This is a genomic window from Streptomyces sp. NPDC102258 (genome assembly GCF_055584685.1).
This window is the reverse complement of the sequence record NZ_JBVJLO010000025.1, coordinates 42,877-67,309: the sequence shown is the minus strand read 5'-3', so window position 1 is coordinate 67,309 and position 24,433 is coordinate 42,877. Positions and strand designations below refer to the sequence as shown.

General features: G+C 72.3%; 20 protein-coding genes and 1 pseudogene. 12 read left to right on the top strand and 9 right to left on the bottom strand.

What is annotated here, in order from left to right; all coding sequences use genetic code 11:
- Nucleotides 1–9: 9 nt before the first annotated feature.
- Nucleotides 10–495, bottom strand: a complete 486-nt coding sequence (locus ACZ6ZT_RS31240; RefSeq protein ID WP_469723536.1) for a DUF456 domain-containing protein — start codon at nucleotides 493–495, stop codon at nucleotides 10–12.
- Nucleotides 496–519: 24 nt separating this feature from the next.
- Nucleotides 520–1,497: a helix-turn-helix domain-containing protein gene (locus ACZ6ZT_RS31235; protein WP_469723562.1), complete on the bottom strand. Its 978-nt coding sequence runs from the start codon at nucleotides 1,495–1,497 to the stop codon at nucleotides 520–522.
- Between the two features lie 418 nt (nucleotides 1,498–1,915).
- Between ACZ6ZT_RS31235 and ACZ6ZT_RS31230 the strand changes: the two genes are divergently transcribed.
- Both ACZ6ZT_RS31230 and ACZ6ZT_RS31225 read left to right on the top strand, forming a co-directional pair.
- Nucleotides 1,916–3,436 (top strand): protein phosphatase 2C domain-containing protein, encoded by a 1,521-nt coding sequence (locus ACZ6ZT_RS31230; protein WP_469723535.1) that lies wholly within the window; start codon nucleotides 1,916–1,918, stop codon nucleotides 3,434–3,436.
- Nucleotides 3,437–3,500: 64 nt separating this feature from the next.
- Nucleotides 3,501–5,243, top strand: coding sequence for a pyruvate dehydrogenase (locus tag ACZ6ZT_RS31225; RefSeq protein WP_469723533.1), 1,743 nt, complete (start codon nucleotides 3,501–3,503; stop codon nucleotides 5,241–5,243).
- A gap of 57 nt (nucleotides 5,244–5,300) precedes the next feature.
- Here the strand turns inward: ACZ6ZT_RS31225 and ACZ6ZT_RS31220 are convergent, their stop codons facing one another.
- Complete coding sequence (locus ACZ6ZT_RS31220; RefSeq protein ID WP_469723532.1) at nucleotides 5,301–5,513, bottom strand: DUF397 domain-containing protein; 213 nt, start codon at nucleotides 5,511–5,513, stop codon at nucleotides 5,301–5,303.
- Entirely contained in the window at nucleotides 5,510–6,394 is an 885-nt protein-coding gene (locus tag ACZ6ZT_RS31215; RefSeq protein ID WP_469723531.1) for a helix-turn-helix domain-containing protein, read from the bottom strand. The genes ACZ6ZT_RS31220 and ACZ6ZT_RS31215 overlap by 4 nt, the downstream gene beginning before the upstream one ends.
- Here ACZ6ZT_RS31215 and ACZ6ZT_RS31210 point away from each other — a divergent pair.
- The 4 genes and pseudogenes from ACZ6ZT_RS31210 (at nucleotide 6,393) to ACZ6ZT_RS31195 (ending at nucleotide 9,028) form a co-directional block, all read left to right on the top strand.
- Nucleotides 6,393–6,560: a hypothetical protein gene (locus tag ACZ6ZT_RS31210; RefSeq protein WP_469723530.1), complete on the top strand. Its 168-nt coding sequence runs from the start codon at nucleotides 6,393–6,395 to the stop codon at nucleotides 6,558–6,560. The genes ACZ6ZT_RS31215 and ACZ6ZT_RS31210 overlap by 2 nt on opposite strands.
- A gap of 368 nt (nucleotides 6,561–6,928) precedes the next feature.
- On the top strand, nucleotides 6,929–8,143 hold the full coding sequence (locus tag ACZ6ZT_RS31205) for a protein-L-isoaspartate O-methyltransferase family protein (protein ID WP_469723529.1): 1,215 nt from the start codon (nucleotides 6,929–6,931) through the stop codon (nucleotides 8,141–8,143).
- 21 nt (nucleotides 8,144–8,164) lie between these two features.
- Nucleotides 8,165–8,675 (top strand): annotated as a pseudogene (locus ACZ6ZT_RS31200) (thiamine pyrophosphate-dependent enzyme); the annotation flags it as partial.
- Nucleotides 8,591–9,028, top strand: a complete 438-nt coding sequence (locus tag ACZ6ZT_RS31195; protein WP_469723528.1) for an ATP-binding protein — start codon at nucleotides 8,591–8,593, stop codon at nucleotides 9,026–9,028. The pseudogene ACZ6ZT_RS31200 and the gene ACZ6ZT_RS31195, both read left to right, overlap by 85 nt.
- A 78-nt stretch (nucleotides 9,029–9,106) precedes the next feature.
- Here ACZ6ZT_RS31195 and ACZ6ZT_RS31190 read toward each other — a convergent pair whose 3' ends face one another.
- Both ACZ6ZT_RS31190 and ACZ6ZT_RS31185 read right to left on the bottom strand, forming a co-directional pair.
- Nucleotides 9,107–10,186 carry a DUF2637 domain-containing protein gene (locus ACZ6ZT_RS31190; protein ID WP_469723527.1) on the bottom strand — a complete coding sequence of 360 codons (1,080 nt, stop codon included), beginning with the start codon at nucleotides 10,184–10,186 and terminating at the stop codon, nucleotides 9,107–9,109.
- 191 nt (nucleotides 10,187–10,377) lie between these two features.
- Nucleotides 10,378–11,283 (bottom strand): (2Fe-2S)-binding protein, encoded by a 906-nt coding sequence (locus ACZ6ZT_RS31185; RefSeq protein WP_469723526.1) that lies wholly within the window; start codon nucleotides 11,281–11,283, stop codon nucleotides 10,378–10,380.
- 164 nt (nucleotides 11,284–11,447) lie between these two features.
- On the opposite strand from ACZ6ZT_RS31185, the gene ACZ6ZT_RS31180 reads away from it, so the two are divergent.
- The gene (locus tag ACZ6ZT_RS31180; RefSeq protein ID WP_469723561.1) at nucleotides 11,448–12,125 is read left to right on the top strand and encodes a GntR family transcriptional regulator; all 678 of its coding nucleotides are present in this window, start codon (nucleotides 11,448–11,450) and stop codon (nucleotides 12,123–12,125) included.
- A gap of 13 nt (nucleotides 12,126–12,138) precedes the next feature.
- On the opposite strand, the gene ACZ6ZT_RS31175 is transcribed toward ACZ6ZT_RS31180, so the two are convergent.
- Together ACZ6ZT_RS31175 and ACZ6ZT_RS31170 are read right to left on the bottom strand one after the other, a co-directional pair.
- A complete protein-coding gene (locus ACZ6ZT_RS31175) occupies nucleotides 12,139–12,897 on the bottom strand; it encodes a hypothetical protein (RefSeq protein ID WP_469723525.1) in 759 nt (252 codons plus the stop codon).
- Nucleotides 12,898–13,088: 191 nt separating this feature from the next.
- Nucleotides 13,089–14,765, bottom strand: a complete 1,677-nt coding sequence (locus tag ACZ6ZT_RS31170) for a PucR family transcriptional regulator (protein ID WP_469723559.1) — start codon at nucleotides 14,763–14,765, stop codon at nucleotides 13,089–13,091.
- A 246-nt stretch (nucleotides 14,766–15,011) separates the two neighbouring features.
- Here ACZ6ZT_RS31170 and ACZ6ZT_RS31165 point away from each other — a divergent pair, with 246 nt between their 5' ends.
- The 5 genes from ACZ6ZT_RS31165 (at nucleotide 15,012) to ACZ6ZT_RS31145 (ending at nucleotide 22,032) form a co-directional block, all read left to right on the top strand.
- Nucleotides 15,012–15,908 (top strand): FAD binding domain-containing protein, encoded by an 897-nt coding sequence (locus ACZ6ZT_RS31165; protein ID WP_469723524.1) that lies wholly within the window; start codon nucleotides 15,012–15,014, stop codon nucleotides 15,906–15,908.
- Between the two features lie 2 nt (nucleotides 15,909–15,910).
- Nucleotides 15,911–16,516 (top strand): (2Fe-2S)-binding protein, encoded by a 606-nt coding sequence (locus tag ACZ6ZT_RS31160; RefSeq protein ID WP_469723522.1) that lies wholly within the window; start codon nucleotides 15,911–15,913, stop codon nucleotides 16,514–16,516.
- Between the two features lies 1 nt (nucleotide 16,517).
- Nucleotides 16,518–18,920: a xanthine dehydrogenase family protein molybdopterin-binding subunit gene (locus tag ACZ6ZT_RS31155; RefSeq protein WP_469723521.1), complete on the top strand. Its 2,403-nt coding sequence runs from the start codon at nucleotides 16,518–16,520 to the stop codon at nucleotides 18,918–18,920.
- A gap of 294 nt (nucleotides 18,921–19,214) precedes the next feature.
- Nucleotides 19,215–20,678 carry an NCS2 family permease gene (locus tag ACZ6ZT_RS31150; protein ID WP_469723519.1) on the top strand — a complete coding sequence of 488 codons (1,464 nt, stop codon included), beginning with the start codon at nucleotides 19,215–19,217 and terminating at the stop codon, nucleotides 20,676–20,678.
- Between the two features lie 190 nt (nucleotides 20,679–20,868).
- On the top strand, nucleotides 20,869–22,032 hold the full coding sequence (locus ACZ6ZT_RS31145) for an XdhC family protein (RefSeq protein ID WP_469723518.1): 1,164 nt from the start codon (nucleotides 20,869–20,871) through the stop codon (nucleotides 22,030–22,032).
- 61 nt (nucleotides 22,033–22,093) lie between these two features.
- Here ACZ6ZT_RS31145 and ACZ6ZT_RS31140 read toward each other — a convergent pair whose 3' ends face one another.
- On the bottom strand, nucleotides 22,094–24,310 hold the full coding sequence (locus ACZ6ZT_RS31140; protein WP_469723516.1) for a terpene synthase family protein: 2,217 nt from the start codon (nucleotides 24,308–24,310) through the stop codon (nucleotides 22,094–22,096).
- Nucleotides 24,311–24,433 lie beyond the last annotated feature (123 nt).

Here is a 24,433-nt window from a genome sequence, read left to right as displayed (position 1 = left end):
GGCGGCGGGTCACGGCCCCCACAGGGCCACGTACAGCCAGGCGGCCGTTGCGGTGAGGCAGGCCAGGAGTTCTGTCAGGATGCTCGTTCCTGCCGCCCGCATCACCGTGCGGGTCGAGGACCAGGCTTCGCCGTGCGTGCCCAGGCGGCGGCGTTCGCACAGGTAGATGCCGCCCACGAAGCCCGGGACCGCCCCGACCACCGGCAGCAGGACGAAGCCGAGGACCGCGCCCCCGCCCGCGTACACCGCCATGCGGCGCGACGCCGCCGTGCCGCGCAGCCGGCGCGGCGGGAGGAGCCACTTCACCACCTGCACCACCAGCAGCAGGGCCGTCGCCGCGACCAGCAGGGTCCACGCCGGGCCCGACCGCACGTGCAGCGCCCACCACAGCAGCCCGGCCCACACCAGCCAGGTCCCCGGCACGCCCGGGACCAGCACCCCGAGCGTTCCGAGCAACAGCACCAGCCCCACCAGGAGCAGCTGAGGCAGATCCATCTGCCCAGCGTGACCGACCTGCGGCTAGCGGGCCACCCAGCCCCGCTCGTACGCGTACCAGCCGAGCTGGAGCCGGGTCGTGACCCCGGACAGTTCCATCAGCCCCTTCACCCGCCGCTGCACCGTCCGCAGCCCCAGTTCCAGGTGCTTGGCCACGCTCGCGTCCGTCATCCCCGCCAGCAGCAGGGAGAGGATCTCCAGGTCGATGGTGTCCGGACCGCCGTCGCCCTCCTCCGCGTGCCCCGTCGCGCCCAGCCGCAGCGGCAGCGACTCCCGCCACACCGCCTCGAACAGCCCCCTCAGGGATTCCAGCAGGCCCGACGCGTGCACCACCAGCGCCGCCGGCTCCGCCCCCCGGGTGGTGAGGGGGACCATGGCGAGGGACCGGTCCGCGATCACCAGCTTCGTCGGGACCTCGCGCGTCACCCGGACGCGCTCCCCGCGGGCCAGCGCCGTCGACGCCTCCCGGATCCCGTTCGGCCGGGCGAGGACGTCCCGTTCGATCACCACCCGGTACGCGACCCCCCGCATCGCGGCCCGTTCCTCGGCCTCGTTCTCCATCCCCGTCACCACCTGCGGCCGCGCGGTGACCAGCGCGCAGACCTCCTCCGCCGCGCCGAGCTGGAGCTGGTGGAAGCGGTGCGCCACCGCACTCGCCCCCGTCACCACCTCCACCAGGTCGTGGACGGCCGGCTCGGCGGCCTCCGCCCGGTACTCCCGCGCCAGCAGCGCCGCCGCCAGCTCCGCCTGTTCCAGCTCGTGCCGCTGCTGCGTCAGGAGCGCGCCCAGCGCGACCCCGGGCGGCGCCGCCACCCAGCGGCCCGGCCGGGCCGAGGACTGCGCCGCGAGGCCCTGCCGCTCCAGATGCCGCAAGGTCCGTTCCGTCTGCGGCACCGGCAGCGTCAGCCGGTGCGCGAGGTCCGGTACCTCCGCCGCCCCCAGTGCCACCAGCGCGCGGTACGCCGCCTCCTGGCCCTCGTCCAGGCCTATCGCACCCAGCAACCCGTCCACCCCACTCTCGGTGCCGTTCCTGGCGGGAAGCGGCCACGGCGCGAACCCGCCGCGGACATCATCTCCGTTCCTCCCGTCCCTCTGCCAAAGTGACGCCACCGCAGCACCAGCCACCGCCGGTCATGGGGCAGGTGCGGGGCCGTCATGCCCCGTCATGCCCGTCATGCCCTGTAGGAGAGCCTTTGGTTGGAGTTCGCCTGGAGAGTGATGCGCCCGGTATCGCGTACGGCACTCCCCGGTCGAACTGGCCGACGCGAGCGGCGCCATGGTCACCCAGACGGTCGAGTGGGCGTACGAAGTCCGTTCCTCCGTCCGGGTTATGCGGAAGGGGTCCACCGGGCGGCGGCCCGGTGGGTCCTTTTCGCGCGTTCCGGGTTTTTCGGGGCCCCCGGATGCCGACAATGTGGGCATGAGTCAGCAGGGCGCGGAGGACTGGTGGCAGAAGCTGTACGCGGACCCGGACGCGGTCCCCGACCCCGACCCGGGAGAATCCCTGGACCAACGCTTCCGCTCGGCCTCGGTCCTGACGACGCCCCCACCCCCGGCGGCCCCCGCCGACCCGGGACCGCCCGGCCGCCCCACCCCTGACGCCACCGCGCCGCCCCGGCCCGTTGCCGCCCCGCCGGGGCCGGTCCCGCCCGCGCGGGTCGGTCCGGAGGGCGCTCCGGGGCCAATGGGGCGGGGCGCCACACCGCCCCCGCCCGCCGGGCCGCCCGCGCCGGTGCCCCCGGCCCCGCCCGTCGGGCCGCCGCGTACGTCCGCGCCCCCGCCGGAGCCGCCCCAGCGCCTGGTGCCCGGCCGGCCCGGGACGGCGGGGTCCGGACTGGTCCCGCACGCGCGGGTCGCTCCGGACGCCTCCGCACCCCCCTTCCCGCCCCCCGCCGCCGTCCCCCCGCCCCCGCCGCCTCCCCCCGCTCCGCCCCGCCCGGGGGACGCCCCCGTACCGCCGGCGGCCCAGCGCGGGGCCGTGGATCCGCGGGTGGCCGGGGTGACCAGCTACGCGCGGGGTGACGTGGCCGTGCCGCCCGTCGAGGGCGGCCGGTGGGTGACGCCGCCCGGCGAACCCCCGCGGCCCCCGCGAGATCCGCGGCCCGCGGTCCGGCACCTCGGGGACCGGGCCCCCACCTACGCCGCCGAGCCCACCGCCCTCCCCGACGCCGACCCGGCCGCCCTCGGCCACCTGACCCCCGACACCGTCCTGGAGGGCGCCCGTTACGGCGGGTACACCCTGCGCGCCGCCTCCGTGCGCGGGGACTCCGCCCGGTTCCGGGGCGAGGCCCGCCGGGACTTCCTGCTCACCGCCCGCTTCGGCGCCGCCGATACGGGCGTGCTCCTCGTGGTGCTGGCCGGCGGCGACCGCTCCGCTCCCGGCGCCCGCGAGGCCGCCGCCGAACTGGGCCACTGCGTCGCCGCGGCCGTCGGCCGCAGCCGCGAGCGGCTGGCCGACGACGTCCGGGCGGGCCGCCGCGAAGCCCTGCTCTCCGGCCTCCAGCGCCTCACCGACCGGGGGTACGGCCGCCTGCGGGCCCGCGCCGCCGAGCTCGGGCTCGCCGAGGAGGCGTACACCGCCGGGCTGCGCGGCCTCCTCCTCCCCCTGGACCCCGCCTGCCCCCACCGGGTGTGCTTCGGCGCGGGCGCGGGCGGCCTCTTCCGGCTCCGCACGGGCCGCTGGCAGGACCTGGAGGCCGACGAGCCCGGCGCCGGCGGGTTCCGCTTCCGCGCCTCCGTGGCCCGCCCGGGGGACACCCTGCTGCTCTGTTCCGGCGGCCTCGCCGAGCCGATGCGCGAGGAGGACCTGCTCCCGGACGAGCTCGCCGCCCGCTGGTCGCAGGGCGAGCCCCCGGGTCTCGCGCCCTTCCTCGCGGACACCCAGCTCCGCCTCAAGGGGTACGCGGACGACCGGACGGCGGCCGCGGTCTGGGAGGCGTAACCGCGCGGAACGTGCGTGGATGGTCCCGGAGCACCCGGCACCGAAGCAGAAGGGGCGACCCTCCATGGCCAAGCAGAACGTCGCGGAGCAGTTCGTCGACATCCTCGTGCGCGCCGGCGTGCGCCGGATGTACGGGGTCGTCGGCGACAGCCTGAACCCGGTGGTCGACGCCATCCGCCGCACCGACGGCATCGACTGGATCCAGGTCCGCCACGAGGAGACGGCCGCCTTCGCGGCCGGCGCAGAGGCCCAGATCACCGGCCGCCTCGCCGCCTGCGCGGGCTCCTGCGGGCCCGGCAACCTCCACTTGATCAACGGCCTGTACGACGCCCAGCGCTCCATGGCCCCCGTCCTCGCCCTGGCCTCCCACATCCCCTCCAGCGAGATCGGCCTCGCCTACTTCCAGGAGACCCACCCCGATCGGCTGTTCCGAGACTGCAGCCACTACAGCGAGCTCATCTCCAACCCGAAGCAGATGCCCCGGCTGCTCCAGACCGCCGTCCAGCACGCCATCGGACGCAGCGGTGTCAGCGTCGTCGCGCTGCCCGGGGACGTGGCCTCCCAACCGGCCCCCGAGAAGGCGGTGCAGCACGCCCTGGTCACGGCCCGGCCCACCGTGCGGCCGGGCGACGCGGAGATCGACAAGCTGGTCCGGCTCGTGGACGAGGCCGAGCGGGTCACCCTCTTCTGCGGCAGCGGCACCGCCGGGGCGCACGCCGAGGTGATGGAGTTCGCGGGCCGGGTCAAGGCCCCCGTCGGCCACGCCCTGCGCGGCAAGGAGTGGATCCAGTACGACAATCCGTACGACGTCGGGATGAGCGGGCTGCTCGGCTACGGCGCGGCCTACGAGGCCACCCACGAGTGCGATCTGCTGATCCTGCTCGGCACCGACTTCCCGTACAACGCCTTCCTCCCCGACGACGTGAAGATCGTCCAGGTCGACATCCGCCCCGAACACCTCGGCCGCCGCTCCCAGTTGGACCTCGGCGTGTGGGGTGACGTACGGGAGACCCTGCGCGCCCTGAACACGCGGGTGCGGACCAAGACGGACCGCCGCTTCCTGGACCGGATGCTGAAGAAGCACGCCGACGCCCTGGAGGGGGTGGTGAAGGCGTACACCCGCAAGGTGGAGAAGCACACCCCGATCCACCCCGAGTACGTGGCCTCCGTACTCGACGAACTCGCCGACGAGGACGCGGTGTTCACCGTCGATACGGGCATGTGCAACGTCTGGGCGGCGCGCTATCTTTCCCCGAACGGCAAGCGGCGCATCATCGGTTCCTTCAGCCACGGCTCCATGGCCAACGCCCTCCCGCAGGCCATCGGGGCGCAGTTCACCGACCGGAGCCGTCAAGTGGTGTCCATGTCGGGTGACGGCGGCTTCTCCATGCTGATGGGGGATTTCCTCACCCTGGTGCAGTACGACCTGCCCGTCAAAGTGGTCCTCTTCAACAACTCGTCGCTGGGCATGGTCGAGTTGGAAATGTTGGTTTCCGGCCTTCCCTCCTTCGGAACGGCGAACCACAACCCGGACTTCGCCGCCGTCGCCCGGGCGGCGGGTGCCTACGGGGTCCGCGTCGAGAAGCCCAAGCAGCTGGCGGGGGCCCTGAAGGACGCTTTCCGGCACAAGGGCCCTGCGCTGGTGGATGTGGTGACCGATCCCAACGCCCTGTCCATCCCACCGAAGATCAGTGCCGACATGGTGACCGGTTTCGCCCTGTCGGCCAGCAAGATCGTGCTGGACGGCGGTGTGGGCCGGATGCTCCAGATGGCTCGGTCCAACCTGCGCAACGTGCCCCGCCCCTGACGCCGACCGCTGCGAACGCCCGCGCCCCCTGGGAGCGGGCGTTCGCCGCGGCGCGTGCTAGAGCTGACCGCCCTTGACGGCGTCGAGGAAGACGCCCCAGGACGGGTTGCCGAACGCGACGGCGGGCCCGTCGATCAGCTTCGAGTCGCGGACCGGTACGAGTCCCGGAAGCTGCCCGGCGGCAGTCTCTACGCAGTTTCCGCCGTCGCTGCTGTAGCTGGACTTGGTCCACGTGAGGGGGCGGCCTGAGGTGCTGGCGATACTGATCATCTGTGCTCCTGCTTGATTCTTGCGGTGAGGTCGGCCGACCTGTCGAAGGGAAGCGCGTGGGCCCGTAGAGCATCGAACGCGGCGCCGTACACCGACACATCGGCGGCGTCTTCAACGTACAGCGCGTTCGCCAGGTGCTCCACGTGCACCACGTCAAGGTCGGCGGACTCAGGAAAGCCCAGCACGGTGAAGGAGCCCGCCGTTCCGGGGTGCAACGGAGCATCGAGCGGGAGGATCTGTATGGAGACATGCGGCAGATCCATGAGATCGAGTAGGCGCTGACACTGGTCTCGCATGACCGAGGGGTCCCCGGCCTTCGGCCGTAGAGCCGCCTCGTGGATGATCGCCCAGACCTCCAGCGGCGCCGGGCGCGACAGCACGGCTTGACGCGCCTGCCGCACTTCGACGAGTGCGTTCACCTGATCGGGGGTGGACCCGAGGTTGATCGCTGAGATCGAGGCGCGGGCGTAGGCGGCTGTTTGCAGGAGGCCGGGGATCAGGAGCGTCTGGTAGCTGCGGAGGTTCTTCGCGTCAGCCTCCAGACTGATCAGCTCGGCGTAGGCCGGCGAGATGATGTCCTTGTACGTCTGCCACCAACCGCGACGGCTGCCGTGCCGAGCCAGGGCGTGAAGGACGTCGCGCTTGGCCGGGTCGTCTACGCCGTAAACGTCGAGGAGCGTGTCGAGGACGCCGGGCTTGATCCCGAGCCGACCGCCTTCGATGCGCGACAAGCGCGGCTGGTCGAGATCCCCGGCCTGCCGTTCCGCTGCTTGACGCTCGTTCACCTGACGGACGACATCCGCACCCTTCAATGCTGACCGCTCCCGCAGGCTTCTCAGCTCCGCGCCAAGCCGGCGTTGACGTACGGAGGGTGCTGCCATGCCCTCCACCTCACTTCCCCCGCCAGCCCCCGTCCCCCCCGCCGGGTGCGACGTCTGCGGAGCGCTCATCAAGCAGTGGCGCGAGCTGAAGAACCCGCGCGGGCCGGAGTTCAATCCGTCCCGGGCGTCGGACGTGGCCGTCGAGATCCGGCGGCATCCCCACTGAGAGGATCGGCCGTCCATGGCGGGATACCGGTATGACGATCAGTTCATGACGAGCTGAAGGCGGCTGCCGCAGCGGGGATGGCGGAAGAGCGCGACGAGATCGACTGGCTGGAGGACACCGTCGAGGTCGTCGGGTCGCTCGCATGGCACATGCGGCAACGACTGGACGACACGTCCTCATAGACCCACCGCCGGCTGCGAGGCGGTCGGCTGGTGGAGGGGCGGCAGGGCTCGCGCCGTTGGTGAGGTCGGCGTGCGCGGACCCTGCCCGCTCCTGTACACCGCCACAGGCGGTACGAAACAATCTCTTGGGTTCTCTGACGAGGAGATCTACATGGGCAAGCACAACGGACCACCCGCGGACAAGCCGTGGACCCCGCCTACGACGCCGTCCAGCCCCGACGGCAACCGCCCGGCCCCGCAGCCCTCTTCGCCGCCTCCGGGCAAGAAGTGAACCGGGAAATCTGCCGCGAGGCCCTGGTCGCCGGCGGGTTACTTCGCGAGCCGTGGCTGGAGAAAGCCTTCGACGCGGTCGACCGAGAGGCCTTCGTCCCGCAGGGCGTGTGGCTTCCCGTGCAAAACGATGACGGACTCTGGCAATTCATCGACCGGAATGAGGAAGTCGCAGCCTGGAGTCGTGCGGTCTGGAACCCGTACCAGTCGGTGGTCACGCAATTGGACAACGGCGGCACGGCGCCGGGGCCGAGCGCGGGCGACTTCACGTCGTCGGTGTCCGCCCTCGACGTCGTCATGCGCAAGCTCCGGCACCTGGACCTGACGCCCCGGTCCCGCGTGCTGGAGATCGGCTACGGCTCCGGCTATCACACGGCGCTGCTCTGCGAACGCGTCGGCCCGGAAAGGGTGACAGCCGTCGAGGTGGACGGGGAACTGGCCCGCACCGGCGCCGCGAACCTGAAGACTGCGGGCTACGACCCGGAACTGATCGTCGGCGACGGCCTCGAAGGCGCTCCCGGAAGGGGTGCGTTCGAGCGGATCATCAACACGGCATCGCTCCGGCACGTGCCGCGAGCATGGCTTGAACAGTCCACGGGCAACGGGGTGATCCTGACGCCGTTCGGCACGGCCTACAGCAACGCGGGGCTTCTGCGGCTCCGGGTGGACCGCGCCGGAGGAACGGCTCAGGGCTGCTTCGTCGGCGCGTCCTCGTACATGTGGATCCGCTCGGAGCGGCCGACGGTCGACCTGCGTCTCCCCGACACGTCGACCGCGCGACGATCCCCGGTCGACCCCGCCCAGGTCCTGGAGGGGGGTTATCTCCAGGATTTCGCGCTGGGCCTCCATGTCCCCGATGTCTCCTACTCACACCGTGGGGAGGGCGCCGCCAGGCAAGTGCAGTTCGTCGACGAAGCCGGCACGTCGGCCACGATCGTCAATTACGACGGCTGGTGGGAAGAGGGCGCGGTCCGCTCGTGGGGTCCACGCGATCTCTGGGCGGAGGTGACGGCGGCTTACGCCTGGTACGAAATCAAGGGCCGGCCGCACATCACCCGGTTCGGCATTACCGTGGACAGTGCGGGCCAGCGCGCCTGGCTCGACGGGCCGCACCAGATTCTCGGGCAGTAGTCCGGGCAAGAGCCCCGTCCCGACCGGAGCCGTCAAGTGGTGTCCATGTCGGGTGACGGCGGTTTCTCCATGCTGGTGGGAGATTTCCTCACCCTGGTGCAGTACGACCTGCCCGTCAAAGTGGTCCTCTTCACCAACTCATCCCTCGTCATGGTTGAGTTGGGAATGTTGGTTTCCGGCCTTCCTTCTTCGAAGACCAGTGCCGACATGGTGACCGGTTTCGCCCTGTCGGCCAGCAAGATCGTGCTGGACGGCGGTGTGGGCCGAATGATCCAGATGGCTCGATCCAACCCTGCGCAACGTCCCCCGCCCCGGAGCGCGCAGGAGTGCGGACCGCCCCGGGGGGCATGCATCCCGTAGGCCTGTTCGAGCACGACGGAACGCGGGAGGGGCATCGCCGTGCGAGTGGGGGCGAATACCGGGAAGCCGTGGAGAAGGGGAAGCCCGGTGCAGTACGAGCCGTCCGCCGGGGGCGGGACCGCGAGGGCGGGTACGACCGAGATCAGGCGCAGCGTGCGCCGGGCCGACCTGAAGGCGGTGGGTGAGGTCCGCCGGGCGCTGCGCGAGCTGATGCGCCACCGCTGCCGGGCCGATACCGCCGACGTGGCCGAACTGCTGATCACCGAGCTCGTGACGAACGCCCTGGTCCATACCGAGCAGGGTGCGGAAGTGTCCGTGCGCCTGGCCCCCACCCGCTTACGGGTGGAGGTCCGCGACTTCAACGCCCGCCGCCTCACCCCGTACGGCACGTCCGCCGACGACGGTACGCACGGCCGGGGGCTGTTCCTGGTACAGGAGCTGGCCGACACCTGGGGCGTGGATCCGCTCGTGCCGGGCCGCGGCAAGGTGGTCTGGTTCGAACTGGCGGCGGCGGCCCCGGCCTGACGCCGGACGCCGGACGCGCCACAGCGGGGCGCCCGGCGCCCCGCTGCGGCAGGTGGTGCGGTGTGCGGCGGTCCGGTGTCAGCCGAACTGCTGCTCCAGGTCCTTCAGTTTGCGCTCCAGTGAGTCGAGCCGGGGAAGGGTCTGGGTGTCGTCCTCGGCGGTGAGGTCCACCGTCCGGGGGCCGGACGGATCAGGTGCGTCGCTTCCGTTCGCGTTCGCGTTCGCGTTCACGGCTTGCAGGGAGGGCCTTCGGCGCAAGGGCAGCTGTCCCGGTTCCGATATGGCCGGCTCCGTGCCGACCGGCGCGGAGCCCGAGCCGGGGGCCAGCCCCGGTACGTCGACCTGACGCGCCCGGGCCCGCCCGAACGCCCTGTTCTGCCGGCCCAGCGCCTTGATGTGGGCGCGGTCCAGGCGGTGTTGCTCCCGCCTGCGGTGCCGGTCGTTCTCCTTCTCCTTCTTGTCCTCGCGCACCTCGTCCACCGCCTCGTCGAGGGTGCGTACGCCCTCCAGCAGCATCAGTGACCAGGCGCCGAAGGTCTCCCGGGGGGCGCGCAGCCAGCGGACCATCCGGATCTGCGGCAACGGCCGCGGGATCAGGCCCTGTTCGCGCAGCGCCGCCCGGCGGGTCTGCTTGAGGGCGCGGTCGAAGAGCACGGCCGCCGAGAGCGACATCCCGGCGAAGAACTGCGGAGCCCCGTCGTGTCCCGAACCCCTGGGCGCGTGCACCCAGTTGAACCAGGCCGCCGCGCCCGCGAACAGCCAGACCAGCATGCGCGAGCCGAGCGCCGCGTCACCGTGGCTGGCTTCGCGGACGGCGAGGACCGAGCAGAACATGGCCGCGCCGTCGAGGCCGAAGGGGACCAGGTACTCCCAGCCTCCGGAGAGGTTCAGGTTCTGCCGGCCGAAGCCGACCAGCCCGTGGAAGGAGAGCGCGGCGGCCACCGCCGCGCAGCAGAAGAGCAGGACGTACGAAGCGGTCCCGTAGACGGCTTCCTTGCGCCGCCTGCGTTCCTCGCTGCGTTCCCAGCTGTCCTCGGCCGCGGCGGCCTTCTCGCTCTCCCGCTTGCCACGGGCCAGCACCGCCACTGCCGCAAGTACGCCCAGGATCAGCAGGCCGCCGGGCAGCAGCCAGTCCAGCGATATGTCGGTCAGTCTCATGCGGTGTCCCTTGCCTCGCGTATGCGGCTTTCCGGGCGCCATAGTGGCGCAGCGGGTCAGGGGTGCACGCGGGTTTCGGGACAAGACGACGCCATCGGGGGGCGCGGCCCGTCGGATAGGGCGTTGCGAATCGAACGGACTGCCGTGTCAGCTGAGTTGCGTTCGAATCGACTTCACCCGTGCGGGTGGGTTCAGGCGGCGGCGGCCGTTGCCGTGAGCCGGGCGACCCGGTCGGTGTCGCAGGTACGTGGGCACGTCGTGCAGGTGTCCTCGGGGCGGATCGTGTAGAAGAAGCAGCAGCCGGCCCGGTCGCGGGTCGTCAGCCGCGCCCCGCCGGGGCCGCCGAGGGCGCGGAAGCCCGCGCCGCCGGTGTACGGGGCGTTCGTGCCCGGCAGCAGCAGGTCCAGCTCGCGCACGGCCCGCTCCTCCTCGCCGAGCAGGCTCCCGGCGTACCAGAGGCCCTCGACGACCTCGTCGGTGGCCAGGGCCCAGCGCGCCCGCGGGCCGCGCCGCAGCCGGGGGCCGAAGCCGTCCAGCAGGGGTCCGAGGTGCCGGGCCACGGCGGCCCGCACCTCCTCGCGCAGCGCCTCCTCGCCGGGCACGACCCGGGCCCCGGGGAGGGCGGCCGCCGGGTCGTCCGGCAGGCAGGCGAAGCCGTCGGCGCGTACGGCCATCCGGCCCGAGGTCCGGTGGTAGGACACGGCCTCCACCGGGAGCCGGGGCACCCGGCGCGCCAGGAACCAGGGGACCGTGACGGCCAGGCAGGCGGCCCAGGCGTACCGGTGCAGCCCGAAGCCGGCCACCACGTCCGGCCGCGCCGGGCGGCCGTAGTCGCGCAGCACCTGCGCCTCGTCCCAGGCGAGGTAGGCGTCGAGGGCTGCGCCACCGGCCGCGAGCTCGTCCGCGCCGACCCACCCCGCGCCACGGGGGCGCGCCTCGCGCGCCCCGAGCTCTTCGATCCGCAGGCCGGGACAGACCGCAGCCAGGCGCCCGTACGCCTCCGCCAGCGGCGAGCCGGCCGGGGTGGGGGCGGCCGGGGCGGGGGCGGGCGGGGACAGGACGTCAACAGCCGAACCGGACATGGCGGACCACCGCATCGTCGATCGAGAGAAGGTAAGCCTTACCTTAACGGATCATCGCGGTTCCGTAACCCTCACCCCCTCACCCCGCCGTCTCCACGAGGCCGTCCGGGCCGTCACCTATCCTCGGTACCGGTCGAGACCTGGAGGAGGACCGAGTGCACGAAGCGGCCCACACCCCGGTGTCCGAGGAGCCGTGGGACGGAGCTGCCCCGGCGAAACCGCTGGTGCCGGCCCAGAAGGTGCTGCGCCACTCGGTGCGCGGACAGGTCCTGGACGCGCTGCGCGCCGCCCTCGTCGACGGGGAGCTGGCCCCCGGCGAGATCTACTCCGGACCCGCGCTGGGCGAGCGGTTCGGGGTCTCCGCGACCCCCGTGCGCGAGGCCATGCAGCAGCTGGCGCTGGAAGGCGCGGTGGAGTGCCTGCCCAACCGGGGCTTCCGCGTGCTTTCCCGCACCCCCCGGGCCCTGGCCGAGCTGGCCGAGGTACGGGCGCTGATCGAGGTGCCGGTGATGCTCCGGCTCGCCCGCGCCGTGCCCACCGCCACCTGGGAGGCCCTGCGCCCGGCCGCCCGCGCCACCGCCGAAGCGGCTACGGCGGGAGACCTGCCGGCCTACGCGGACGCCGACCGGGCCTTCCACCGCGCGGTGCTCTCCCTGGCGGACAACGGCCAGCTCGTCCGTACCGCCGAGGAGCTGCACCGCCGCGCCCAGTGGCCGCTGCCGGGCGCCCCGCGCGTGCGCCGCGCCGACCTGGTCGCCGATGCGGCCGAACACGCGGCCCTCCTGGAGGCGCTGATCGCCCGGGACCTCCCGGTGGTGGAGTCCCTCGTACGCGAACACTTCGCGGGCGGTGCCTGACCCGGCGGTCCCGTTACGCGGGGGCGGGGGCCAGCTGGTCGGCGAGCCAGGTGGGGATGCCGCCCAGCAGGTGGAACAGGCGGCGGGCCTCCGCGCGCAGCCGGGCGGCCTCCGGTTCCGGTTCGGCCTCGGCCAGGGCCGCCAGGGCGGGCGCCGTGCCGACCAGGAAGCCCAGGTCCTCTCGGATGCGCAGCGACTCCGCGAAGCCCTTGCGGGCCTCCGCCACCTCACCGTCGCGCAGGGCCAGCGCGGCCAGGTGCCGCCAGGTGAACGACAGCAGCAGGGTGTCCCCGTGCGTTTCCGCTCCCGCGTGGGCGCGGTGGTACGCCGGACGGGCCGCCTGCGGGTCGTCCGCCAGGTGTTCGGCGACCAGCCCCCGGCGGAAGTCCAGCAGCGGCCGGGCCCGCGAGCCGGGAGCCAGCAGCGCCGCCGCGCGCCCGAGCGCCGAGCGGGCCTCGTCGGCCCGGTCCCGTACCCCGAGCACGGTGGCCGCGTACGCCAGCTGGCCGCGCTCGCAGGCGGCCGCGCCGCGCTCGTGGTCGTCGCGGGCCACGGCCTCGGCCACCCGCAGGGCGTCCTCCGCCTCGGCCCAGCCCTGGCCGGTGAACAGGCACCGCTCCACCAGGAGCGCGGTGCGCTGTACGGCCGCCCCGGCGTCGTTCGCGTGCGGCGTCAGCAGGGCCGCCGCGTCGGTCCAACAGCCGCGCGAGCGCAGCCGCCATATCGCCCGCTGGAGGGGGTCGTCGCCCCCCGTGGATCCCGCACCGGACATGGCGGTATCCGCCACATTGCCCTCCCCGAAGCAACCAAGCAGCACGTCTTTGAGCCCTGGGGCGAAATGAGAGCACGGATCGGGTGCATCGGCCAAGGGGTCGGGTGAACTCTTTCACAAAGTCCGGACGGCGCGTCAGCGGGCCCCGGCCGGCCCCTCGGACGGGCCGTGCCTGATGGGAGGGGCGGGGGTCAGCTCATGCGCAGGGCCAGGAAGAAGTCGAGCTTGTCCTCCAGCCGGGAAAGGTCACGCCCCGTCAGCTGCTCGATTCGCCCGACCCGGTACCGCAGGGTGTTGACGTGGAGGTGCAGCCGGGTCGCGCACCGGGTCCAGGAGCCGTCGCAGTCGAGGAACGCCTCCAGGGTCGGGATGAGCTCCGCGCGGTGGCGGCGGTCGTAGTCCCGCAGCGGGTCCAGCAGCCGGGCCGTGAAGGCACGGCGCACGTCGTCCGGGACGAACGGCAGCAGCAGCACGTGCGAGGCGAGCTCGTGGTGGCCGGCGGCGCAGACCCGGCCCGGGCGGGCCGCGGCGACCCGGCGGGCGTGCCTGGCCTCCTCCAGCGCCCCGCGCAGCCCCTCGGCGGAGTGCACGGACGCGCTGACGCCGAGGGTGAGCCGCCCGTCGTCGGCCAGACCGGCCGCCAGGGGTTCGCGTACGGCCGCCAGCAGGGCGTCGGCGTGCAGGGGGGAGGCGGGGCCCTTGTCCTCCCCGGCGTCGCCCGTGAGGGCGGCCAGCGGGACGAGGGCGATGGCCTCGTCCCCGGCGTGCGCGACCGCGATCCGGTCGGACGGTTCGGGTCCGGCCATCGACGGGTCGACCAGGATCTCCTCCAGCAGCGACTGGGCCACCGGGCCGCCGGGGACGTCCCCGCCCTCCCAGTCCACCCGGGCCACCACGACCTGCCAGTGCGGGGCCGTGCCCAGTCCGGGGAGCAGGACCGGCGCGGCCACCCGCAGCCGGGCGGCGATCTCGGCCGGCGGGGCGCCCGTCTGGACCAGTTCGAGGATCTCCTGGGCGAGCCGGCGGCGCACCGTACGGGCGGCGTCGCGGCGCTCCCGCTCGACGGCGATCAGCTGGGTGACGCCCTGGAGCAGGTCCAGGCGCTCGGCGGGCCAGTCGCCCGCGTCCGCCTCGACGGCCAGCAGCCAGTCCGAGAGCACGCTCTCGCGCACGTCCCGGACGGCGGGGCCCGGACCGCGGCCGTGGCCCCTGATCGGGAACAGGGAGTAGGTAATACCCTGGATGGACATCCGGTGCGGGCCCCTGCGGCCGGTCCGGACCGTCGCCAGGTGTTCGCTCGCCAGCGCCGCGCACACGCCCGGCGCCAGTGGTTCACCCGCTCCGGCGATCTGCCGGCCGGTCGGCGAGAGCACCCAGGCCCGCAGATCGAGGTCCGTGGTGAGCAGATCCAGCACCACATCGGGTCCGCCCCCGGCGGGACCGGAGGTCATCAGACGCCGGTGGCGGTCGACGACGGCCGCGAGGTCGCCCGCGCGCTCCCCGGAGACCTGCCGCACCACGTACTCCGTGATGGTCGCGAACGCGACGTTTTCGTTCACGACGAACAGCGGGAGCCGGTTGCGCAGACAGGCCGAGACCAGGTCGTCCGGGATGTCCCCGAGCTCGGCCTCGCCCGCCGCGAGGCCCGCGACGCCCGCGCTGGCGAGGATTCGTACGAACGGCTCGGAGTCGGCTGGATTTCTTCGCCAGGCCAGGCCGGTGAGCACCAGTTCGCCTCCGGAGAGATATCGGCTGGGATCACGTAGGTCGGTCGTCATGACCCCGCGGACCGTCCGGTCGAGTTCTTCCTCGCCGCCCAGCAGCCGCAGCCCCAGCGCCTCGGTTTCCAGCAGTGCGCGCAGCCGCATGATGTCGCCGCCGATCTGTCTCGATGTTGCCGTTGGAAAACGGGCAGGTCGTCGCATCCTGCCTTTCATACGAATCTACAAGACGAGGGAGGTCGTCAGCCAACTCCTTCATGGTTTCGGTGACTGCACCCGGGGGACGCGCGGCTTGTGTACTGACTCCACACCGCGTTAACAGCACATGAACGACCAGTCGGGGGCTCGGGCATCTGGCTCGAAGTGAACGACACGAAGAGGAAGAGGGCCGTCATGGACTTCCTTCGCCCCGCAGGCTGGGAGGAGGCGCTCGCCGCCAAGGCCGAGTTCCCCACCGCTGTGCCGATCGCCGGTGGTACCGACGTCATGGTCGAGATCAACTTCGACCACCGCAGGCCCGAGTACCTCCTGGACCTGAACCGCATCGCCCCGCTGCGCGAGTGGGAGACCGGGGAGGACGTCGTCCGCCTCGGCGCCTGCGTCACGTACACGCAGATCATGGAGAACCTCCGTACGGAGCTGCCCGGTCTCGCGCTCGCCTCGCACACGGTCGCGTCCCCGCAGATCCGCAACCGCGGCGGCGTCGGCGGCAACCTCGGCTGCGCCTCACCGGCCGGTGACTCCCACCCCGCCCTGCTCGCGGCGGGCGCGGAGGTCGAGGTGGAGTCCGTACGCGGGACCCGCATGATCCCCATCGACGCGTTCTACACCGGTGTGAAGCGCAACGCGCTGGCCGCGGACGAGCTGATCAAGGCCGTCCACGTACGGAAGGCGGACGGCCCCCAGCAGTTCTCCAAGGTCGGCTCCCGCAACGCGATGGTCATCGCGGTGTGCGCCTTCGGCCTGGCCCTGCACCCGGCCACCCGCACGGTCCGCACCGGCATCGGGTCGGCCGCGCCGACTCCGATCCGGGCCAAGGCCGCCGAGGAGTTCCTGAACGCCGCGCTCGACGAGGGCGGGTTCTGGGAGTCCGGGCGGGTCGTCACCCCGTCGGTCGTCAAGCAGTTCGGCGCCCTCGCCTCCGGCGCGGCCAACCCGATCGACGACGTGCGCGGCACGGCGGAGTACCGCCGGCACGCGATCGGCATCCTGGCCCGCCGCCAGCTCGTCTGGACGTGGGAGCAGTACCGCGCCGCCGGCTCCGGCCGCCCGCTCGAAGGAGCTGCGTGATCATGCGCGTCACATTCACCGTCAACGGCCGGCAGCTGGAAGCGGACGACGTCTGGGAGGGCGAGTCGCTCCTCTACGTCCTGCGCGAGCGGCTGGGCCTGCCGGGTTCGAAGAACGCCTGTGAACAGGGCGAATGCGGTTCCTGCACGGTCCGTCTCGACGGCGTGCCGGTCTGCTCCTGTCTGGTCGCGGCCGGGCAGGTGGAGGGCCGCGACGTCGTCACCGTCGAGGGTCTGGCCGCGTTCTCCAGGCGGCGCGAGGAGCACGGCCACGGCGGTGCCTGCGGCAGCTGCGGGCCCGAGGGCGAGGGCGTGTCCCTGGACACGGCCAGGCAGTGGCGGGCCGCGCCCGCCGGGGACTCCCGGGCCGGGGAGGGCACTGCGCTCTCCGCCGTCCAGCAGGCGTTCCTCGACGCCGGTGCGGTGCAGTGCGGTTTCTGCACGCCGGGTCTGCTCATCCAGGCGGACGCCCTCCTGGAGGAGAACCCCGACCCGTCCGACCAGGACATCCGTGAGGCCCTGTCCGGCAACCTCTGCCGCTGCACGGGTTACGAGACGATCCTCGACGCGGTCCGCCTGGCGGCCGCCCGTCAGGGAGAGGCGGTCTGACATGGCTCGGAACACCCGCACCGCGCCCGCCGGTACGCCCGCGAAAGTCACCCAGCAGCACCCCAGGGGCGGCGTCGGCGAGTCCGTCCCGCGCCCGGACGGCACCCTGAAGGTGACCGGCGAGTTCGCGTACTCCTCGGACATGTGGCACGAGGACATGCTCTGGGGCCAGACCCTGCGCAGCACCGTCGCCCACGCCGAGATCGTCTCCATCGACGTCTCCGAGGCGCTCGCCCTGCCCGGCGTGTACGCGGTGCTGACGTACGACGACCTGCCGGCCGCGACGAAGCACTACGGCCTGGAGATCCAGGACACCCCCGTGCTGGCCCACGGCCGGGTCCGCCACCACGGCGAGCCGGTCGCCCTGGTGGCCGCCGACCACCCGGAGACCGCGCGCCGAGCGGCCGCCAAGATCAGGGTCGACTACCGCGAGCTGCCGCTCGTCACGGACGAGGCCTCCGCGCTCGCCCCCGACGCGCCGCTGATCCACGAGAACCGCACCGACCACCACATCGGCCACGTCCCGCACCCGAACATCGTGCACCGCCAGCCGATCGTCCGCGGCGACGTGGCGCGGGCCCGCGAGCGGGCCGACGTGATCGTCGAGGGCGACTACACCTTCGGCATGCAGGACCAGGCCTTCCTCGGCCCGGAGTCCGGTCTCGCCGTGCCCAGCGAGGACGGCGGTGTCGAGCTGTACGTCGCCACCCAGTGGCTGCACTCGGACCTCCGGCAGATCGCCCCCGTCCTCGGCCTGCCCAAGGAGAAGGTGCACATGACGCTCTCCGGCGTCGGCGGTGCCTTCGGCGGCCGCGAGGACCTCTCGATGCAGATCCACGCCTGCCTGCTGGCCCTGGTCACGCGGAAGCCCGTCAAGATCGTCTACAACCGGTTCGAGTCCTTCTTCGGCCACGTCCACCGCCACCCGGCGAAGCTCCACTACGAGCACGGCGCCACCAAGGACGGCAAGCTCACGCACATGAAGTGCAGGATCGTCCTGGACGGCGGCGCGTACGCGTCCGCCTCCCCGGCGGTCGTGGGCAACGCCTCCTCCCTCTCGGTGGGCCCCTACGTCCTGGACGACGTGGACATCGAGGCCATCGCGCTCTACACGAACAACCCGCCCTGCGGCGCCATGCGCGGCTTCGGCGCCGTCCAGGCCTGCTTCGCGTACGAGGCCCAGATGGACAAGCTCGCGGCGAAGCTCGGCATGGACCCGGTCGAGTTCCGCCGGCTGAACGCCATGGAGCGGGGCACGGTCATGCCCACCGGCCAGGTCGTGGACGCCCCCGCGCCGGTCGCCGAGCTGCTGCGCCGGGTCAAGGCCCGCCCGCTGCCGCCCGAGCGCCAGTGGGAGACGGCCGGCGAGGGCGCGGACATCCGCGCACTGCCGGGCGGCCTGTCGAACACCACCCACGGAGAGGGCGTCGTACGCGGCGTCGGCTACGCGGTCGGCATCAAGAACGTCGGCTTCTCCGAGGGCTTCGACGACTACTCGACCGCCCGCGTCCGGCTGGAGGCCGTCAACGGCGAGCCCGTCGCGATGGTCCACACGGCCATGGCGGAGGTCGGCCAGGGCGGCGTCACCGTCCACACCCAGATCGTCCGTACCGAGCTGGGCGTCACGCGGGTGACCCTCCACCCGGCCGACACCACGGTCGGCTCCGCCGGTTCCACGTCCGCCTCCCGGCAGACGTACATGACCGGCGGCGCGGTGAAGAACACCTGTGAGGCCGTCCGCGAGGCGCTCCTGGAGATCGGCCGGCGCAAGAACGGCTCGTACCACCCGGCGTGGAACACGGCCGAGCTGCTCCTGGAGGGCGGCAAGGTCGTCACCGACGGCGGCGAGGTCCTCGCGGACATCGCCGACCTCCTGGAGGACGAGGCCATCGACCTGGAGCTGGAGTTCCGGCACGCGCCGACCGAACCGTTCGACCCGGTCACCGGCCAGGGCAACGGCCACGTCCAGTACAGCTTCGCCGCGCACCGCGCGGTGGTCGAGGTGGACACCGAGCTGGGCCTGGTCAAGGTCGTCGAGCTGGCGACCGCCCAGGACGTCGGCAAGGCGGTGAACATGCTCTCCGTGGTCGGTCAGATCCAGGGTGGCACCACCCAGGGCCTGGGTGTCGCGATCATGGAGGAGATCATCGTGGACCCGAAGACCGCGAAGGTGCGCAACCCGTCCTTCACGGACTATCTGATCCCCACCATCCTCGACACGCCGACGATCCCGGTCGACGTCCTGGAACTCGCCGACCCGAAGGCCCCCTACGGCCTGCGCGGCGCGGGCGAGGCCCCGACCCTCTCGTCGACCCCGGCCGTCCTCGCGGCGATCCGGCAGGCGACGGGTCTGGAGCTCGACAAGACACCGATCCGTCCGGAAGCCCTCACCGGCATGCTCTGACCCGGACCCCCTGGATTTCCGGGCGGTGCGACACGGGAACGTCACACTTCCACTCGCACCGCCCGGAGCACGCAGTACCGCTCCGCTCGCGGTCCTCGCACCAACCGGCAGCACCCATGCCGGGCCACCCCCACGTAGAACCAGCGGTCACCACCGCTCTACCCGCAGTACACGCAGTGCACTTTTGCGTCGCCTCGGGCCGTCACCCCGGGTCGTGCAGCCAACGGAATTTCCCAAATCCCGCGTCTCCAATCTTCTTGCGGGTGCCCCTATGAACCTTGGGAGTTAGGCACCATGACCCAGTCCTCAGTGGAGCCCAAGACCAGTGCGGAAGAGGCCGGCGACGGCTCTCTGAACCCCGCCGGGCGTTCTTGGCTCGACCGGTACTTCCACATCACGCACAGAGGCTCCAACGTCGGCAACGAGGTCCGTGGCGGTATCACGACCTTCATGGCGATGGCGTACATCCTGCTGCTCAACCCGCTCCTCCTCTCCGGCAAGGACGTCGCCGGAGACACCATGAGCCAGAAGGCGCTGATCACCGCCACGGCCTTCGCCGCGGCGCTGACCACCCTGCTCATGGGCTTCATCGGCAAGGTCCCGCTGGCCCTGGCGGCCGGCCTGTCCGTCTCCGGCGTGCTGTCCTCACAGGTGGCGCCCCAGATGACCTGGCCGCAGGCCATGGGCATGTGCGTGATGTACGGCGTCGTGATCTGTCTCCTGGTCGTCACCGGCCTCCGCGAGATGATCATGAACGCGATCCCCCTCGCGCTCAAGCACGCCATCACCATGGGCATCGGCCTGTTCGTCGCCCTGATCGGCCTGGTCAAGGCCGGGTTCGTCGGCAAGGGCTCCGAGTTCGGCCCACCGGTCCAGCTCGGCTCCGTCGGTGAGCTCGCCGGCTGGCCCGTCGCGATCTTCTGCCTCACCCTGCTGACCATCTTCATGCTCCAGGCCCGCAAGGTCCCGGGCGCGATCCTGATCGGCATCGTCGGCGGCACCGTCGTCGCGGCCGTCCTGAACGCGGTCGCGGACATCGACCCGAAGGCCTGGAAGAGCGGGCCGCCGGAGCTGCCCGGCTCGGCCATCTCGATGCCCGACTTCTCGCTCTTCGGCAAGGTCGAGTTCGGCGGCTGGGGCGACGTCGGCATCATGACGGTCGGCATGATCGTCTTCACCCTGGTGCTCGCCGGCTTCTTCGACGCGATGGCCACCATCATCGGCGTCGGCACCGAGGCCAAGCTCGCCGACGACAAGGGCCGGATGCCGGGCCTGTCCAAGGCGCTGTTCATCGACGGCGCCGGTGGCGCCATCGGCGGCATCGCCGGCGGCTCCGGCCAGACGGTGTTCGTCGAGTCCGCCACCGGCGTCGGCGAGGGTGCCCGCACGGGCCTCGCCTCCGTCGTGACCGGCCTCTTCTTCGCCGCCTGCCTGTTCTTCACCCCGATCACGCAGATCGTCCCCAGCGAGGTCGCCTCCGCGGCGCTGGTGGTCATCGGCGCGATGATGATGCAGAACGCCCGCCACGTGGACTGGGCCGACACGGCGACGGCCATACCGGTCTTCCTGACCGTGGTGATCATGCCCTTCACGTACTCCATCACCCCCGGTGTCGCCGCCGGTGTGATCTCGTACGTGGCGATCAAGGTGGCCCAGGGCAAGGCCCGCGAGGTCGGGGCCTTCATGTGGGTCCTGACCGGTGTCTTCCTGGTCTTCTTCGCCCTGCACCCGATCGAGGGGTGGATGGGCGTGAAGTAGGCGGGGCGGTGAGCGGGGCCCTGCGTGGTTCCGGCGGAGTGTGGCCCGGGCCGGGCGTGGCCCGGGCCAGGTGTGGCTCGGGCCAGGTGTGGCCCGGGCCGGGCGTGACCCGGGCCGGGCCGTGAGCGCCGCCTGATCCCTTCGCGCGTCCGATACTGGAAACGACACGCCCCCGGAGGAAGGCCCGCACATGCTGGACATCGCCGAAGAACTCCACCGGTGGGTCGAGCAGGGACGCGACTTCGCCGTCGCCACGGTCGTGGCGGTCGGCGGCAGCGCGCCGCGCCAGCCGGGCGCGGCCCTCGCCGTCGACGGCGAGGGCACGGTCATCGGGTCGGTGTCCGGCGGATGCGTGGAGGGCGCGGTGTACGAGCTGTGCCGGCAGGCGCTCGAAGACGGCGAGAGCGTCCACGAGCGCTTCGGCTACAGCGACGACGACGCCTACGCCGTGGGCCTGACCTGCGGTGGGACCATCGACATCCTGGTGACCCCGGTCGGGGTGGACGCTGCGCAGCGGGGCGTGCTGGCCGGGGTACTGGCCGCCGCCGCCGACGGGCGGGCGGCCGCCGTGGCCCGGATCGCCACCGGCTCCGCGCCGCTGCTGGGCCGCGCCGTGGCCGTCCACGGCGACGGCTCCTTCACGGGGGGCTTCGGCGGCCACCCCGAGCTGGACCGCACGGTCGCCGGGGAGGCCCGCGCCCTGCTCGACGCCGGCCGGACCGGCGTGCTGGAGGTGGGCGCCGACGGCGGGCTGTGCGGAGAGCCGCTCACGGTGCTCGTGGAGTCCAGCGTCCCGCCCCCGCGGATGATCGTCTTCGGGGCCGTCGACTTCGCCGCCGCCCTGGTGCGGATCGGCACGTTCCTCGGGTACCGCGTCACGGTGTGTGACGCCCGGCCCGTCTTCGCCACGCAGAATCGTTTCCCCGAAGCGGACGCGGTCGTGGTCGACTGGCCCCACCGCTACCTGGAGGGCGAGGCCGCGGCCGGCCGCGTCGACGGCCGGACCGTCCTGTGCGTGCTAACCCACGACGCGAAGTTCGACGTACCGCTCCTCGCCCTCGCGCTGCGGCTCCCCGTCGCCTACGTCGGCGCCATGGGTTCCCGGCGCACCCACCTGGACCGCGACGAGCGCCTGCGCGCGGTCGGCGTGAGCGAGCGGGAGCTGGCCCGCCTGCGCTCCCCGATCGGCCTGGACCTCGGCGCCCGCTCCCCGGAGGAGACCGCGCTGTCCATCGCCGCCGAGATCGTCGCGAACCGCCGGGGCGGCACGGGCGTCTCCCTGACCGGCGCGCACACCCCGATCCACCACGACCCGTCCCAGACGGTGGTCAGCCGGATCGGCTCGGTCGCCTGAAGCGGGGGCACGCGCCCGTGCCCCCGCGCTGCCGATCCCGGCGCCCCGGCGTGTGGCGCCCTCAGGCGGGGAGGCCGATCCGGGCCGCCGCCATGCCGAAACCGGAACCCCACACCCCGGTGGACAGGGCGTCGCCGAGCCGGTGCAGGTCCTCCTCGCGGTAGCGGCGGCACTGCCGGTGCCAGTTGAGGATGCCCGACAGCCAGTCCTTCAGCTCCCCGACGTACGCGTCCAGCCCGGCGCGGGCCCCGGCGGACAGCTGCCAGTCCTCGTACAGCAGCGGCAGCTGTGTCGCGACGATGTGCTCGAACTCCTCGGTGCGCCGCGTCATCAGGTCGTGGCAGACGCGCAGGGCCTCCTCGTAGCCGATGTCGAAGAAGTTCCGGGTGACGAGGACGTAATTGTGCACCTCGCCCTCGACCTCCACCTCCTTCTGGTACGAGAACACGTCGTTGATCAGGCACGCCGTGTCGGCCGCCGCGTTCTCCAGCGAGCGGATGGTCCCCGACCGGTAGATCGCCTCGGGGATGCCCCGCCCGGCCTGGCCGAGACGGCACAGGTACATCGTCAGGTGCGAGCCGAAGGTGTGGCGGCGCGTCTCCGCGTAGTCCACCGGGTCGGGGATGCGGTTGCGGACCTGGTTGTCCACCTCCCACACCCAGCTCTCCAGCATCTCCACCAGCGTGGTCCGGAACTCGGCGCGGACCTGGGGGCTCATGTCCGCGGTGGTGCGCAGCCACAGGTCGGCGAGGGCGCGTTCCATCGCGGTGACCGGGAGCGCCTGCTCCGCGTGGTCGACCGGGATCATCATCACGAGCCGGGCCGTGGCCGCCTTGGCGGCCTGGAGGTTCTTGGCCTGGGCGAAGACCACCGGGTAGTAGTCGTCCCCGTACGTCCCCCAGGTCAGCCAGCACGCGTTCAGCAGCAGCGCCTCGGGCGTGGCGTCGGGGTCGATGCCGGCCGAGCAGAGCGCGAAGTCGTAGCCGCGCAGCCGCTGTTCGGTCCAGATCGCGGAACCGGGGTCGCCGGGCTGCGGGTCGAGCAGGCCCATGCGGCGCGCCCAGGCCACCGACCCCTCGCGGGCGTGGGCGTAGTGGGGGCTGAGGGAGAGGGGGAAGGGCATGTGGATGTCGGGGATGACGGAGGGGCCGGTGCGCTCGAACGGCACGTGCGTGAAGGAGCGGCGGCGCAGGTCCATCGAGCGCCGGTTGAAGAGGGAGCCCAGATCGAGCGCGGTGGTGCCGAGCCCGGTGGGTAGGAAGGGGAGGGTGAGGGGGGTGGTGCCCTTGGCCTCCTTGTTCATGTAGCGGCTGGAGACCATGTGCCACTCGTGGCCGCCGGACTGCCAGTCCTGCAGTCCCTTGGTGTAGGCGAGGACGGCCGCGATCTCGGCGGGGGTCATGGCGTGGTCGGCGAAGAGCTGGGGGAGTTCGGCGAGGGCGGTCTGCTCGAACTGCTGGAGGCGGGAGGTGAGCAGGTCGTTGGAGGCCTCGGCGGCCTCCTGGGTGGAGCAGCCGAGGAAGGTCTCCAGGACGAGGATGGCGTTGGAGAGCTCGCCCTCCTCGGCCACCTCGCGCTGGTAGGAGAAGATGTCGTTCCTGATGTGCACGGCGTCCGAGAACGCGTCGCGCAGCACCGCGAGCGGCCGCGAATGCGCCACGCGGGCCGGGACTTCGGCGGAGACGTACTCGATCAGTCCGGCCGACCAGGGGGCGCCGCCGACCTTGCGGCGCATCTCGATGTATTCGAGGGGGTTGGCGACCCGCCCGATGTTGATGTTGGCGAGCTCCCACATCGACTCGTTGAGGAGGTTCTCCGTCGACAGGGAGAACCGTTCCCGCCAGTCCATCGACATGGCCGGCACGGTCCGCGCCCAGAGGTCGGCGAGCCCCGCCTCCACGGGGTTGGTGGCCTCGGGGAACCCGGCGGCGAGGTCCATCGGCATGAAGGCGGCGAGCCGGTCGAGGTAGGCCTTGGCGCCGGTGCGGTCCTGGGAGCGCTTGTACATCTCCAGGAAGTGGTCGTCGAAGAAGAACACCCACACGTACCAGTCGGTGACCAGCGACAGCGCCTCGCTGTCGCAGTCGGGGTGCGTGTAGGAGCAGAGCAGCGCGTAGTCGTGCGAGTCGAGGTCCTTCTCCTCCCAGACGCCGGAACCTTCCAGCATCCCGAGGTCGCGCGCCCACGCCTTGGTGTGGACCCGCGCGCTCTCCAGGTGGGGGTTCAGTCGCGCCGGATAGGGCACGTAGAAATCCGGCAGTTGAAACGGCTGCGTCACGGCGGCGTGGGCCTTTCATCGAGACTGCGGCGACCGGCACTCGCGGCCCCCGCATGAGATCAGCACTGCCCTACCCACACCGCCGGTGGGATAAGGGGGAGTTCACTTCATCAGGTGACACAC